Genomic DNA, 14,480 nt, shown 5'->3' on the forward strand with positions numbered 1-14,480 from the left:
TCGGTGAAGATTTTGTTTCTAACACAATATTTTCCTCCGGAAGTGGGCGCTCCTCAGAATCGAATCTATGAGCTGGCTAAGTTGTTGGTGAAACGTGGTCATGAAATCACGATCTTAACGGGGATGCCCAATTATCCAGCGTATGAGATTTTTGATGGCTACAAAGGAAAAATCATTCATCAAGAAGAAATGGAAGGAATGAAAGTTGTCCGAACATGGCTTTATGTCACGAAGAATACAGGGTTTATTCCCCGGTTGATGAACTATTTTTCCTTTACCTTTTCATCGGTATTATTGGGAAGTTTTCTTGTTGGTAGACAAGATATCGTGATTACGGAATCGCCCCCTTTATTTTTAGGAGCATCAGGTTATATCTTAAGTAAACTAAAACGGGCAAAATTTATTTTTAATGTCTCAGATTTATGGCCAGAGTCTGCCATTAAGTTGGGTGTGTTAAAGAATCCATTTTTAATCAAATTATCCACTTGGCTGGAGGAGTTTTCCTATCGAAAGAGCCACTTAATTACGGGGCAAACCCAAGGAATTATTGATGATATCGAGCGAAGAGGCTTTAAGAATACGTTTCTCCTCACAAACGGAACTGATACTAAGTTCTTCACCCCAGAGAATCGAAGTGAAGAATTACGAAAAGAATGGAACATTTCCGATAAATTCGCCGTTGTCTATGCAGGAATCATTGGTATTGCCCAAGGTTTAGATATTATTCTTGAAGCGGCTGATCGATTGAGGGAACATCACAACATCCATTTTTTGCTCATTGGTGAAGGTCCAGAAAAGAAAAGGTTAATGGAAAAGGCGGATAAGATGGGATTAACCAATATTTCCTTTATCCCGCTTCAAGAAAAGAAGAATATGCCGAAAATTATTGCATCGATGGATGCTACCATTGTTCCCTTAAAACGATTAGAATTATTTAAGGGGGCATTGCCATCGAAAATGTTTGAGGCCTTAGCAAGCGAGCTTCCGATTATTCTTGCGGTTGAAGGTGAGGCACAAAGACTAATTGAACGATCGGGCGGAGGGATTTGTGTCGAGCCGGAGAATGCAAAAGAAGTCGCAGAAGCCGTTTTAAGATTAGCGAAAAATCCTGAGTTGAAAAAACAACTAGGCAAGAATGGCCGCCGTTTTGTGAAAGAATATTATGACCGTGAAGTGATTGTTGAAAGACTTGAAAAGAAATTGATTGATCTTGTGAAAAGAGGCGTTTAAGATGGAGAAGAAGATTCCTTATGCACTTCCATGGATTGAGGAAGAAGAGATTGAAGAGGTTGTTGCAGCCCTTCGTTCCAATTGGTTAAGCAAAGGGCCAAGAACCGTGGAATTTGAGAAACAATTTGCCAATTATGTTGGGACCAAGTTTGCTGTGGCATTGAATTCAGCAACAGCAGGTTTACATTTATCCCAGTTAGCGGCAGGTATTGGTCCAGGGGATGAGGTCATTACCACGCCGTATACTTTTGTAGCCACAGCCAATACTATATTACACACAGGGGCGAAACCTGTATTTGTCGATATTGATCCTGTGACGATGAATATGGATCCTTCACTTATCGAAAGCAAGATTACGAATAAAACCAAGGCCATTATTCCTGTCCATTTTGCCGGATATCCTGTCGATATGGACCTTGTGATGGAAATTGCTCGCAAATATAACCTATATGTGATTGAAGACGCTGCCCATGCCGTTTATTCCATGTACAAAGGGCGGATGGTTGGCAGTATTGGTGATTTAACCAACTTTAGTTTCTACGCCACGAAGAATTTGGTCACCGGTGAAGGCGGCATGGTGACAACCAACAACGAAGAATTAGCTGATAAAATTCGTGTCATGAGCCTTCATGGCATGAGCAAGAATGCATGGAACCGCTATTCAGATAAGGGATCTTGGTTCTATGAAGTAGAGTACCCTGGCTTTAAATACAATATGACCGATATCCAAGCAGCATTAGGTTTAGTTCAGCTAAAAAAATTAGAGAAGCTGCAACAGATTCGTGAGCAATATGCTATGATGTACAATGAAGCATTGAAAGAGATTGAAGGAATCATTCTGCCTTACTTTGATGATGTGAACCGTCATGCATGGCATTTGTATGTGATCCGTTTAAAGGAGAACTATTTCACCATCGACCGTGCGCAGTTTATTGAAGAATTAAAAGAACGGGGAATCGGAACAAGTGTCCACTTTATTCCTGTACATTTACATCCCTATTATCAAAAATTAGGGTTCAAATATGGTGATTATCCTTTAGCCGAAAAAGCGTATGAGGCAGCGATTTCGATCCCGTTATATCCAAAGATGACCAAAGAAGAAGTCCAAAGAGTGATCGAGGCGATCTTTGATATAGCCAAAACCTACAAAAGATAGGGTGTGATTTGATGACATCACGAGATCTTTCACCATCCCTAACCACGCTATTTTTTAAACGGTTATTTGATATTGTTTTCTCTTCAATGGGGATGATAATCTTATCCCCTCTTTTCCTTGTGATTTATCTCTGGATTAAGTTGGATTCGAAAGGTCCGGCGATTTTCAAACAAACGAGAATTGGCAAAAATGGCCGGGAATTTCAGATCTATAAGTTTCGTACCATGGTGGTGGACGCAGAAAAACTAGGGAAACAAATCACTGTGAGCAATGACAAACGAATTACCCGGAGCGGTCGGTTTTTGCGTAAATACAAGTTGGATGAATTGCCCCAGTTATTGAATGTCTTGAAGGGAGATATGAGTTTTGTCGGGCCAAGACCCGAAGTCCCGCGCTATACCGCATTGTATAATGCGGAGCAAAAAAAGGTATTAACCATCCGCCCAGGTATCACCGATTATGCTTCCATCAAATACCGGGATGAAAATGAAATCCTCGCCCAAAGTGATGATCCAGAGAAAACTTATATTGAACAGATCATGGTGGATAAATTAAAGTTAAACTTGCAATATATTGAAGAAATGTCTTTTTGGAATGATATCAAGATTATCTTTCGCACCTTATTGAAGATTGTGGAATAACCACTACATATTAGGTATTATGGGGGATTTTACAATGAATATACCAATGTTAGATTTATCTGAACAATATCAACATTTAAAAGGGGAAATTTATGAAGCTTTGGAACAAGTGATGAGTTCTTCCCGTTTTATCTTAGGTGAAAATGTAAAAAAATTAGAAAAAGATATTGCCAAATACAGTCATGTTGCTCATGGCATCGGCGTGGCCAATGGCAGTGATGCCTTACATATCTCTTTATTAGCTTGTGGAATTCAGCCAGGGGATGAAGTCATTACCACTCCTTTTACCTTTTTTGCCACAGCGGGCTCTATCGCAAGAATTGGCGCGAAACCCGTATTTGTCGATATTGATCCGAAAACGTTTAATATCAACCCAGGTTTGATCGAGGAAAAAATTACAGATAAAACCAAAGCCATCATCCCTGTCCATCTTTATGGACAAGCAGCAGATATGGATCCCATTCTTGAGATTGCGAAGAAATATCACTTAGCGATTGTTGAAGATGCAGCACAGGCAATCGGCGCCGAATATAAAGGGAGAAAAATTGGTCAATTTGGCGATACCGCTTGTTTTAGTTTCTTCCCAACAAAGAACCTTGGGGCATTTGGCGATGCGGGAATGATCATAACCAATAATGATGAATTGGCGGAAAAAATGCGGGTGATTCGTGTCCATGGAAGTAAGCCCAAATATTATCACCATGTTCTTGGCTACAATAGCCGTTTAGATGAAATGCAAGCAGCCATCCTGAACGTAAAGTTCCCTCATATCGATGAATGGAACGAATTGAGAAGAAAAAAGGCGGCATATTATAACGAGTTGCTTGCTGAATTAGATGATGTTGTCGTTACACCCTATGAGGAAGAAAATCGCTATCATATTTATCATCAATATACGATTCGGGTGAAAGATCGGGATGCGCTACAAACGTATTTAAAAGAACAAGGGATTTCAACGATGATCTATTACCCATTACCATTACATTTGCAACCAGTCTTTGCTGATTTAGGATACAAAGAAGGGGATTTCCCAGAAAGTGAAAAAGCAGCAAAAGAGGTTCTTTCTTTGCCTATGTATCCAGAACTAAAGCAAGAACAACAAGAATATGTCGTTGCAAAAATCAAAGAGTTTTATCGGAAATCATCGTGAAATAGGTGAGAGATGTGCGTAAAATCGTAACCGTTGTGGGAGCGAGACCCCAATTTATCAAGGTGGCTCCCGTTTCAAGGGAACTGCGGAAATCCTATCAAGAAATCTTGGTCAATACAGGACAACATTATGACTATAAAATGTCAGGGATCTTTTTTGAGGAGTTAAATATCCCAAAACCCGATTATGATCTAGGAGTTGGTTCAGCAAGTCATGGCAAACAAACAGGTGAAATGCTGGCCAAAATTGAAGAAGTCTTGCTAATGGAAAAACCAGATGGGGTACTTGTCTATGGGGATACCAATTCCACATTAGCTGGTGCTTTGGCTGCAAGTAAGCTCCATATCCCTTTATTTCACGTAGAAGCGGGTTTAAGAAGCTTTAACAAACGAATGCCGGAAGAAATCAACCGTATTCTCACTGATCATGTATCCGAAATTCTTTTTGCCCCCACAGAAACAGCGGTTCTAAACCTAAAAAATGAAGGAATTACCAAAAATGTGTTCAATGTGGGCGATGTGATGTATGATGCAGTGCTGTATTACGCAAAAATGGCAGCAGAAAAATATCAATTAGGGGATTTTGGCGTAGAGGAAAAGAAATACATATTAGCCACGATTCACCGTGCCGAAAATACCGATGATATCACTCGCTTAAAGGCGATTTTTGAAGCATTGGCTCGTTTAAAGGATACGGTATTGCTTCCCCTTCACCCAAGAACAGAAAATAAATTAAAAGAAGCAGGACTAAAACATCTTTTACAAGCTGCCAATATCAAAGTGGTTCCCCCGGTTTCCTATTTAGAAATGGTTTATCTAGAAAACCATGCAAAAGCCATCGTGACAGACTCTGGTGGAGTACAAAAAGAAGCTTACTTTGCGAAAGTTCCTTGTTTTACTCTACGTGAGCAAACAGAATGGGTGGAGACGGTGGAAATAGGTTGGAACCGCTTAGTTAATCCAATCAAGGAAAATCTGACGCAAATCATTGAGGCATGGGTCCCTGCTTCCTATAATGAACACCTTTATGGGAATGGGGATGCATCGAGAAAAATTGTAAATCATATCAATTTATTTCTATAGAAACGAGGGATCGACCATGGGTCAACCTGTACAAATAGGGAAAAACGTCGTCATTGGAAAAAAGGTAGAATTTGGCGAAAACGTCATCATTGGTCATAACGTTATTATCTATGACGGAACGAGAATTGGTAATAATGTCATCATTCATGATAATGTTGTGATTGGCAAACAACCCATGAGAGCCAAAAATTCGGCGTTAAAAGAATCAAAAGTAGAACCACCAACGATTATTGGCGATGAATGTACCATCGGAACCAATTCGATCATCTATGCCAATGCGAGGTTAGCAAATGGAGTATTTGTGGCTGATTTAGCTACGATTCGGGAACGTGTTACAATCGGGGAACGAACCATTATTGGCCGCGGCGTGGCCATTGAAAATGATTGTACGATTGGTGATTATTGCAAATTAGAAACCAACGCTTACATTACGGCTTATTCTGAGTTAGGGAATCATGTCTTTATTGCCCCTGGCGTTGTTACCACCAATGATAACTATATGGCTAGAAGCAAAGAACGTTTTGCTCACTTTAAAGGGGTTACGGTTAAAGATGGAGGAAGAATTGGGGCAAATGTTACCGTTCTGCCAGGGAAAGTGATTGATGAAGATGGTGCCGTCGGGGCAGGCAGTGTTGTTACAAAGGATGTTGAAGCTAGAGCCCTTGTCGTCGGAAATCCAGCAAAGAAATTAAGGGACGTACCCGAAGATCAATTATTAAAAAATCAATAAATCAGAAAAAGAGTGATTCGAATGAACTCAAAGCAAAAAAGAACAATCATTTTAATATTAATCGATATTGCCCTCATCTCATTGTCTGTATTATGGGCATATTTGCTGCGTTTTGAGTATTCTGTTCCTTCATTTTATTGGCAATTTGTTCCTTATGCTGCGTTATCTTATGCCTTATTAACGGTATTGATTTATCATTGGTATCATTTGTACAAAAAAATCTGGGCTTATGTCAGTGTAGGAGAATTATATACATTAATTAAAGCCAATGTGATCTCTACTGCGGTTTTATTAATCACGAATCATATTGTCCAAATCTCTGTTGGGAAAAATATTATTCCTCGATCGATTTTTTTAATCAGTTTCTTTATTATGACTCTTGCAATTGGCGGCAGTCGTTTAGCATGGCGTCTTTTCCACGACCGCTTTTTCTTAGGGGATTTGAAGGAAGGAGATCGGAGAACACTTGTTGTGGGTGCTGGGGATGCGGGAGCGTTGGTGATTAAAGAATTACGGAACACCACGCATTTCTACCCAGTCGCGATGATTGATGATGATCCAGAAAAATTAGGTTTAGAAATTCTCGGGGTGCCGATTGTTGGTAATCGCAATGATATTCCTCGAATTGTGAAACAACTTAAGGTTCAAGATATTATTATCGCGATGCCTTCTGTCTCTAGACAGGAACTGCGTAAAATCATTGATATTTGTAAAACGACAGGTGCACAGGTTAAGATCTTGCCTGCTAGTGTTAAAGATATACTGGAAGGGAAACTGTCTGTTAAAATTCGCGATGTCAGTGTCGAGGACTTATTAGGGAGAGATCCGGTAAAAGTGGATCTAGAAGAGATATCCGATTATTTAAAGGGGCGCGTAGTATTAGTTACTGGTGCAGGAGGATCCATCGGCTCAGAGTTGTCCAGACAAATTGCGCGTTTTCACCCTAAACAATTGTTGCTATTAGGTCATGGGGAAAATAGTATCTATAGCATTGAGATGGAGCTGAGAAATAAGTATCCAGATTTAGAACTTGAACCGATCATTGCAGATATTCAAGATAAGTCCCGGATTGAAATGATTTTTCGCAAGTATCGTCCGCAAGTGGTATTCCATGCTGCTGCCCATAAGCATGTTCCATTAATGGAGAAAAACCCTTCTGAAGCCATTAAAAATAATGTCTTTGGAACCAAGAATATCGCCGAAGCGGCTCATGACTTCGGTGCAGAGCGCTTTGTCTTAATTTCTACAGATAAGGCTGTAAATCCTACAAGTGTGATGGGGACTACCAAACGGATTGCAGAGATGTTCATTCAATCATTAGATAAAGTGAGTCAAACGAAATTTGCTGCTGTACGCTTTGGTAATGTGTTAGGAAGCCGGGGAAGCGTTGTTCCTTTATTTAAGAAGCAAATCGAACAAGGGGGACCTGTAACCGTCACTCATCCCGAAATGGTTCGTTTCTTTATGACGATCCCGGAAGCGGTGCAGTTAGTCATTCAAGCGGGAGCGATGGCAAAAGGCGGGGAGATTTTTATCCTTGATATGGGGAACCCTGTAAAAATTGTGGATTTAGCAAAAGATTTGATTCGTTTATCTGGTCTTAGGGTTGATGAAGATATTAAAATTAAATATACAGGTATCAGGCCTGGCGAAAAGTTATATGAGGAGATTTTAACGAAAGAAGAAGGGGCAAGAAATACAAAACACGATCGAATCTTTATTGCGAAACCAACGGATATTGATTATGCACAAATGAATGAAAAAATAACGCAATTAGTTGATGTCTTGGACAATGATGATGATACGATAAAGCAAAAACTAAAGGAAATCGTACCAACGTATCAGTATAACCCTTTGATAGATAAACAAAAAGAAAAATATGAACCGGTTAAAATTTAAGGAAGTTTCTTTTTCCCCTTAAAAAGGGGCTTTTTTGTTTATGCAAATTTGTTAGAATAGTTGAGGAAGTGTTTGTCCGTCTTTAAGGAGGGTTATTGTAAAATTGAGATCTAGAAAACACAAACATCGATATAGAAAATGGATGATTCGATCGGTTTTTGTGATCGTTTTTTTGATGATTAGTATCGTTGGGTACACATTTTATAAGTTAAACAATATAATGGACAAAATGTATAATCCTGTAGAAAGAATCGAAACAGGGGTTAGTGATGATAAAAATTTAGAGTCTAGGGCATTTTTGCTTCTTGGTATCGATAAAGATTCAAAAAAGCGAAATGATATTGGCCGAACAGACGTCATTATGATTGCGATTGTGAATGAAAAGACGAAAAAGATTACATTAACATCCATTCCTCGGGATACCTATGTTGAAATCGCAGGGCAAAATTACAAAGACAAAATTAATGCAGCATATCAGTATGGTATCGCTACCACAATAGCAACCGTTGAAAACTTCACGGATATTCATATCGATAATTATATTTTAACAAATTATGATGGGATTTATCGAGCAATAAAAGCCATCGGCGGTATTCGACTATATGTAGATAAGGAATTATCTGATTATACACAAAAAAAATTACCTTATTTGCATTTTCCTGATGAAGGCTATCATCTGTTAAATGCGGATCAAGCTTTATACTTTGCACGTTTCCGTCATGACACTAAAGGAGATTTTGGCCGGAATGATCGTCAACAACAATTTATAAAGGCCTTTATTGATCAAAGTACCGAAGTAAGATCTCCTTTAAAAATAGACAAGTTTCTCGATGCAATTGGCAATGGGATTTCTACCGATTTAACTAAAGGGGAGATTATTTCCTTAGCAAGTCAATTAAAGAATTACACGAGTGATAATATTGAATCGATTCATTACAGAGCGTATCCTGACCGTTTTGGTTCGCAAAACCTTTGGTATGTCTTAATTCCTGAACAAGAAAGAGAAAGAGTCTCAGCATTACTGAAAGAACGATTAAATGCGGATGAAAATACAGTTTTAACAGACCCTTCTGAAGGTTTTAATAAAGAATTTTCAAAGGAAGAAATGGAAGACATCAAAAGGCAAGAAGAAGAAAAATAACTACAGAAAAGAAAAAAGAATGAGGCTTTTCTAAGCTTCATTCTTTTTATAGGGGATATCCACATACATCTGTTCTTTTTGTTCCATTTTCGCTTGTCCATTAGTGAAATCAATCATCCAATTGATAAAATTTTCTTCGTTTCCTGCTTCAACCAATACGTGAAGGATGACTTTATCGAGATAATCGATATCTTTTATTCTATATTCACGATGATGAAGTTCATTCTCAATCTTTCCTAACCATGTATAATCGATCGTAATCTCGATCATCGTATGAAGAACTCTTTCGATAACTCCTGTTGCTTTAATCGCTTCACTTGCTGTTTGACCATATGCCCGAATTAGACCACCAGCACCTAACAAAATTCCACCAAAGTAGCGAGTAACCACGATACAGGTGTCTTTTAGTTGCTGTTTCTTGATCACTTCTAAAATGGGTTTTCCCGCCGTACCACTTGGCTCCCCATCATCATTTGCTTTTTGGATTTGATCATGTTCACCGATGATATAAGCGGAACAATTATGAGTGGCGTCCCAATGCTTCTTTTTTATAGAGTCAATAAATGCAATCGCTTCTTCTTCTGTTTCCACATGTTTCACATAGCCAATGAATTCAGACTTCCTTATAGTCAATGATGTCTCCCCATAATCACGGGTGGTTAAATATCGTTTTAACACAATATCCACCTCGCTTCCCATTCTATTGTATTTAATTACTCATACAAACCATGTAATTCGCGATTTAAAAAACCTCTGCTTTTTACAGAGGTTCGGTAAGGTATTTGGTTTTTCGTTCTAATTTTTCTATCCGACGAATTATGTCTTCGAGGATTTTTTTATCTTCTGAGATCGGGTTAGCTGCCATCTGAGAAGGAGTATTAGTCGTATGGTATTGTTGACGGCTTAATTGAGCTCTTAATTGTTGGTTTTCTCTTTTTAGGTTTTGATTTTCTTCCATCAGTTTCGCGTAATCTTGAATGACTTGATCCAAGAACTCATTCACTTCATCGATGTCATATCCACGGATAGAGCGTTTAAATTCCTTTTCAAAGATGTCATCAGGTGTTAACATCATCAAAACCCCTTTTAACCACTGGTTTTGCAAAATTCGACAAGAATTGAAGCTTTACTTATTAGAATAGCATAAGTATCCCGAATTGAAAACATAAAGGATGAAAATAACATGTATTCCATGAAAACAATAGGGTAGAAACACAGAGAGATGAAATACTAAAAATAACTCAAAAGCAAAGGTGGTGAGATTTATGGCAAGGGGACAATGGGGTAGACAGCCATTAGTACCTGAAGCACATCAAGCCTTAGATAATATGAAATATGAAATTGCTGCTGAGTTAGAGATACCTGTTTATCAAGGAAGCGAAGATTATTGGGGGTTTATTTCAGCTAGGGATTGCGGAGCCGTCGGTGGCACAATGACACGTAGACTCGTCCAACATTCAGAAAAATATATGGAAACATGGATTAACAATTAAATACTGGTCGAAATTGGGTTATCGGTGTTATACCGGTAACCCTATTGACACTTTCCCACATTTCTTATAATATGAATTATTGGTAAAAGATATTCATAGCTTAGTTAAAAAAGAGGTTTGATAGGTTGAGACGAAATAAAGCCTTTCCTCTGGAAAGGTTTTTTTCATTATTGAGTTCTCATATTATAGATGATACATACTAAATCTAAAGGAGGTATCTTAATGGCATTACAAAAAGGGCGTCGCCTATTTACATCCGAATCTGTAACAGAAGGCCATCCAGATAAGATTTGTGACCAAATCTCTGATGCGATTCTCGACGCGATTTTGGAAAAAGACCCAAATGCAAGAGTGGCTTGCGAAACATCGGTAACCACTGGTTTGGTACTTGTCGCAGGTGAAATCACCACATCTTGCTATGTAGATATTCCAAAAGTGGTCCGTAATACCATTCGTGAAATTGGTTATACCAGAGCTAAGTATGGCTTTGATGCAGATACATGTGCTGTTTTAACTTCCATCGATGAACAATCACCAGATATTGCTCAAGGGGTTAATCGAGCATTAGAAGCTCGTGAGGGACAAATGACCGATGAAGAAATTGAAGCTATCGGTGCAGGGGATCAAGGCTTAATGTTTGGTTTTGCCGTAAATGAAACACCAGAACTTATGCCCTTGCCCATTTCATTAGCCCATAAATTGGCTCGCCGTTTATCTGAGGTACGTAAGAATGAGACATTACCTTATTTACGTCCCGATGGGAAAACCCAAGTGACAGTTGAATACGAAGGAGATAAACCGGTTCGAATTGATACCATTGTTATCTCAACGCAACATCACCCAGATATACCTTATGAGCAGATTGTTGAAGATATGCATAAACATGTGATTCAACCAGTAGTACCAGCCGAACTTCTGGATGAAAACACTAAGTATTTTATTAATCCTACAGGACGTTTTGTGATTGGCGGTCCTCAAGGAGATGCAGGATTGACAGGACGCAAGATTATTGTGGATACTTATGGTGGATATGCCCGCCATGGCGGAGGAGCATTCTCTGGAAAAGATCCGACGAAAGTAGACCGTTCCGCAGCATATGCCGCTCGCTATGTCGCGAAAAATATCGTTGCTGCTGGTTTAGCGGATAAATGTGAAGTTCAGCTTGCTTATGCGATTGGTGTAGCACAACCTGTTTCCATTAGCATCGATACCTTTGGTACAGGTAAGGTGGATGAAAGTGTTCTTGTTGAGCTAGTGCGTAAGCATTTTGATTTACGTCCCGCAGGTATTATTAAGTCCCTTGACCTTCGCCGTCCAATCTATCGCCAAACCGCTGCTTATGGCCACTTTGGCCGTAGTGATCTTGATCTTCCTTGGGAACGTACAGATAAAGCGGAAATCTTAAAGCAAGAAGCATTAGCATATTCGAAATAGTTTTATACTAACTTGCCATCAAGTATGATTGGCAAGTTTTTTTTCTGCTATTTATTCTACCCAGTTGAAGATCATCCTGGAAAGTAAAATAATAAAAATATGACATTTGTCCCTTTACTTACAAATCGATAGATTGTTATAATTCAATATGAAAATAGATTGGTAGATTAAAAGACAACTTTAAAGACCTCAACAGATAAATGGGGTCTTTTATTTTTAAGTAATGGGAGGAAGAGGGGGGAGAAACTTTTTGAGGAGAAAGATTTTGTCGGTTATTGTGGTTTTAGCGCTGATGATTACGCTAATTCCAATATCAGGTGCTGTTGTTGCGGCTGAGCAAACGATCTCTGTAAGGTTAGTAAACTATTTAGGCAATCAAACGCAAGTAAATATTTCTTACGTTGGGACGTACCTAGTTCAGAATGATAGTAGCATTAAACTAGCGCCAAATACAACTTATACCGTAAAAGCAGAGAATGGTCACGTTGTTCTTTATCAAGGTGCACAACGAATCAAAGATTTTGGGACTTCTCTTACTTTAGCTCCTATGAAATATGGAGAAGAATCGATTATTACAATTAATGGCCGTAAGTATTTAGGAACAATGGAATTTCATGTAGAAGGAGGACAATATATCCGTCCGGTGAACCAAAATATACCGTTTGAAGATTATTTGAAAGGTGTTGTTCCTCGTGAGATGCCAGCTGGTTGGAATCTTGAAGCGCTGAAGGCTCAAGCCATCGCTGCTAGAACTTATGCGATCGATGATGTTGGCAAGACGGTTGCTGATGGGCAAAGCTATCAGGTATATGGTGGATATTATTGGGATCCTAGGACAAATGAAGCGGTTGAATCTACACGAACACAAGTTTTAAAATATGATGGAAAATTGGTAGAGGCTTATTTTTCATCAAGCAACGGTGGGAAAGTCCTTTCTAATACAAACTCTTGGGGATCAACAAGACTACCTTATCTCGTTATGAAAGAAGATCCTTATGATGTTGCTGCAACTAGCAATCCATATCGAACATGGTCTTTTGATCTTTACAAAACTCAAATTGACATGAATGGGAAGGATTTAACGAAGCCAGAAGAATGGTGGGGAAGCATTCAAGAAAAGCAGCTAGATCGAATGAACAACATTAAGGCATGGATGAAAAAATATGATTCTTCCATTCCTGCTGATGCTGAAATCAAAATTATTGGGATTCCATCTATTTGGTTTACTACTTCTTTTAATCAAGACGAAACAATAATGGGAAAAATCACGATTGAATATTATTTAAAGACGCAAACGGGATTCGTTAAAGATGTAAACGGTGAAATACTGAAACATTCCGTAACGTATACGAAAAGAGCATATGATATTCGTTCAATGATTGGCAGTACTTTTATGCGTAGCCCATATATAAAGAGTATTGAAACGAAAGTAGATTCTCAGGGAAAGGCTTACTTCCGAGTTAACGGTGGCGGCTGGGGTCATGGAATCGGAATGAGTCAGTATGGGGCAAATGTAATGGCCTCACAAGGAAAGAATTATCGAGAGATTCTTAGCTTCTACTATCCTGGATCGAAAATATTCTCCTCTATTAATACGCCTGTTCGATTAGCTGGAAAGGATCGCTTTGAAACAGCTGTAAATATTTCAAAAAAGGGTTGGGTAACTTCTGATACCGTTGTATTGGCTAACTATATCAAGGAGGCTGACGCTCTAGCTGCTGCTCCATTAGCCTATAAAGTGAATGGACCGATTCTATTAACCGAATCGGAAACTTTAACTCCTACCACGAAAACAGAGATTCAACGCTTAAAGGCGAAAAAAGCAATTATCGTTGGCGGTACTGGTGTTATTTCAACCGATGTAAAGGATCAACTAGAAGCAATGGGGCTACAAGTTACTAGATGGGGAGGAATTGACCGCTATGATACGGCATATCAGATAGCAAGGCAACTTGGAAACACTGACACAGCGATTATTGCGAACGGCTCAAAATTTCCCGATGCTTTAGCTATTGCTCCTTATGCAGCGTCAAAAGGGTACCCTATCTTATTAGTAGAAAAGGATAAAATTCCAGTAAAAACATATGAAGCACTAAAGGCAATAAATATTCAGAAAACAATTATCGTTGGTGGAACAGGAGTTGTCAGTGATCGAGTTAAAAATCAACTTCCTCCTCCTGAACGAATTGCAGGCAACGATCGATTCGAAACAGCAACCCAAATTATAAAACAATTGAATCAAAACACGGATCAGGTTTATGTAGCTAATGGACTGAAATATGCAGATGCTCTAACTGGATCCGTTTTAGCAGCTAAGAATAATGCTCCTCTTCTTTTAACCTATCAAAATCAATTACCTGAAGTTATACGGAAAATAGTAATTGAGAAAAATATTCTTAATTTTACCATTTTGGGTGGAACAGGTGCAGTTTCTGATCAAGTAAAATGGGACTTAATTAACTAATTTGAGCATTTGCTTATTTCTTTGATTTCTAATAGCCTTCTAGTTACTAGAGGGCTTTTT

13 protein-coding genes are annotated in these 14,480 nt (G+C 38.8%); 11 read left to right on the forward strand and 2 right to left on the reverse strand.

The window, feature by feature from the left end; translation table 11 throughout:
* The first annotated feature begins 3 nt into the window (after positions 1 to 3).
* The 8 genes from ACMW72_RS04115 (at position 4) to ACMW72_RS04150 (ending at position 9,029) form a co-directional block, all read left to right on the forward strand.
* Entirely contained in the window at positions 4 to 1,230 is a 1,227-nt protein-coding gene (locus ACMW72_RS04115; RefSeq protein ID WP_418367565.1) for a glycosyltransferase family 4 protein, read from the forward strand.
* A 1-nt stretch (position 1,231) separates the two neighbouring features.
* Positions 1,232 to 2,386 (forward strand): UDP-4-amino-4,6-dideoxy-N-acetyl-beta-L-altrosamine transaminase, encoded by a 1,155-nt coding sequence (gene pseC / locus ACMW72_RS04120; RefSeq protein WP_418367566.1) that lies wholly within the window; start codon positions 1,232 to 1,234, stop codon positions 2,384 to 2,386.
* 11 nt (positions 2,387 to 2,397) lie between these two features.
* Positions 2,398 to 3,027, forward strand: a complete 630-nt coding sequence (locus ACMW72_RS04125; protein WP_418367567.1) for a sugar transferase — start codon at positions 2,398 to 2,400, stop codon at positions 3,025 to 3,027.
* A 34-nt stretch (positions 3,028 to 3,061) separates the two neighbouring features.
* Positions 3,062 to 4,177, forward strand: coding sequence for a DegT/DnrJ/EryC1/StrS family aminotransferase (locus ACMW72_RS04130; RefSeq protein ID WP_418367568.1), 1,116 nt, complete (start codon positions 3,062 to 3,064; stop codon positions 4,175 to 4,177).
* Positions 4,178 to 4,191: 14 nt separating this feature from the next.
* Positions 4,192 to 5,259 (forward strand): non-hydrolyzing UDP-N-acetylglucosamine 2-epimerase, encoded by a 1,068-nt coding sequence (gene wecB, locus ACMW72_RS04135; RefSeq protein ID WP_418367569.1) that lies wholly within the window; start codon positions 4,192 to 4,194, stop codon positions 5,257 to 5,259.
* 16 nt (positions 5,260 to 5,275) lie between these two features.
* Positions 5,276 to 5,989, forward strand: coding sequence for a DapH/DapD/GlmU-related protein (locus tag ACMW72_RS04140; protein ID WP_418367570.1), 714 nt, complete (start codon positions 5,276 to 5,278; stop codon positions 5,987 to 5,989).
* 21 nt (positions 5,990 to 6,010) lie between these two features.
* The gene (locus tag ACMW72_RS04145) at positions 6,011 to 7,888 is read left to right on the forward strand and encodes a polysaccharide biosynthesis protein (RefSeq protein WP_418367571.1); all 1,878 of its coding nucleotides are present in this window, start codon (positions 6,011 to 6,013) and stop codon (positions 7,886 to 7,888) included.
* Positions 7,889 to 7,991: 103 nt separating this feature from the next.
* Positions 7,992 to 9,029: an LCP family protein gene (locus tag ACMW72_RS04150; protein ID WP_418367572.1), complete on the forward strand. Its 1,038-nt coding sequence runs from the start codon at positions 7,992 to 7,994 to the stop codon at positions 9,027 to 9,029.
* Between the two features lie 30 nt (positions 9,030 to 9,059).
* Here the strand turns inward: ACMW72_RS04150 and ACMW72_RS04155 are convergent, their stop codons facing one another.
* Together ACMW72_RS04155 and ACMW72_RS04160 are read right to left on the reverse strand one after the other, a co-directional pair.
* Positions 9,060 to 9,707, reverse strand: a complete 648-nt coding sequence (locus ACMW72_RS04155) for a YigZ family protein (RefSeq protein WP_418367573.1) — start codon at positions 9,705 to 9,707, stop codon at positions 9,060 to 9,062.
* Positions 9,708 to 9,789: 82 nt separating this feature from the next.
* A complete protein-coding gene (locus ACMW72_RS04160; protein ID WP_418367574.1) occupies positions 9,790 to 10,104 on the reverse strand; it encodes a DivIVA domain-containing protein in 315 nt (104 codons plus the stop codon).
* A gap of 190 nt (positions 10,105 to 10,294) precedes the next feature.
* Here ACMW72_RS04160 and ACMW72_RS04165 point away from each other — a divergent pair, with 190 nt between their 5' ends.
* The 3 genes from ACMW72_RS04165 (at position 10,295) to ACMW72_RS04175 (ending at position 14,420) form a co-directional block, all read left to right on the forward strand.
* Positions 10,295 to 10,522 (forward strand): small, acid-soluble spore protein, alpha/beta type, encoded by a 228-nt coding sequence (locus ACMW72_RS04165; RefSeq protein WP_418367575.1) that lies wholly within the window; start codon positions 10,295 to 10,297, stop codon positions 10,520 to 10,522.
* Positions 10,523 to 10,744: 222 nt separating this feature from the next.
* The gene (gene metK / locus ACMW72_RS04170; protein WP_418367576.1) at positions 10,745 to 11,956 is read left to right on the forward strand and encodes a methionine adenosyltransferase; all 1,212 of its coding nucleotides are present in this window, start codon (positions 10,745 to 10,747) and stop codon (positions 11,954 to 11,956) included.
* A 250-nt stretch (positions 11,957 to 12,206) separates the two neighbouring features.
* A complete protein-coding gene (locus ACMW72_RS04175) occupies positions 12,207 to 14,420 on the forward strand; it encodes a cell wall-binding repeat-containing protein (protein ID WP_418367577.1) in 2,214 nt (737 codons plus the stop codon).
* Positions 14,421 to 14,480 lie beyond the last annotated feature (60 nt).

The organism is Tepidibacillus sp. LV47, from assembly GCF_048381575.1.
GTDB lineage: Bacteria > Bacillota > Bacilli > Tepidibacillales > Tepidibacillaceae > Tepidibacillus.

Coding starts and splice junctions, on each gene's coding strand:
- pseC (WP_418367566.1), top strand. CDS start 1,232: ATGGAGAAGAAGATTCCTTATGCACTTCCATGGATTGAGGAAGAAGAG.
- metK (WP_418367576.1), top strand. CDS start 10,745: ATGGCATTACAAAAAGGGCGTCGCCTATTTACATCCGAATCTGTAACA.
- ACMW72_RS04140 (WP_418367570.1), top strand. CDS start 5,276: ATGGGTCAACCTGTACAAATAGGGAAAAACGTCGTCATTGGAAAAAAG.
- ACMW72_RS04165 (WP_418367575.1), top strand. CDS start 10,295: ATGGCAAGGGGACAATGGGGTAGACAGCCATTAGTACCTGAAGCACAT.
- ACMW72_RS04130 (WP_418367568.1), top strand. CDS start 3,062: ATGAATATACCAATGTTAGATTTATCTGAACAATATCAACATTTAAAA.
- ACMW72_RS04145 (WP_418367571.1), top strand. CDS start 6,011: ATGAACTCAAAGCAAAAAAGAACAATCATTTTAATATTAATCGATATT.
- ACMW72_RS04125 (WP_418367567.1), top strand. CDS start 2,398: ATGACATCACGAGATCTTTCACCATCCCTAACCACGCTATTTTTTAAA.
- ACMW72_RS04160 (WP_418367574.1), bottom strand. CDS start 10,104: ATGATGTTAACACCTGATGACATCTTTGAAAAGGAATTTAAACGCTCT.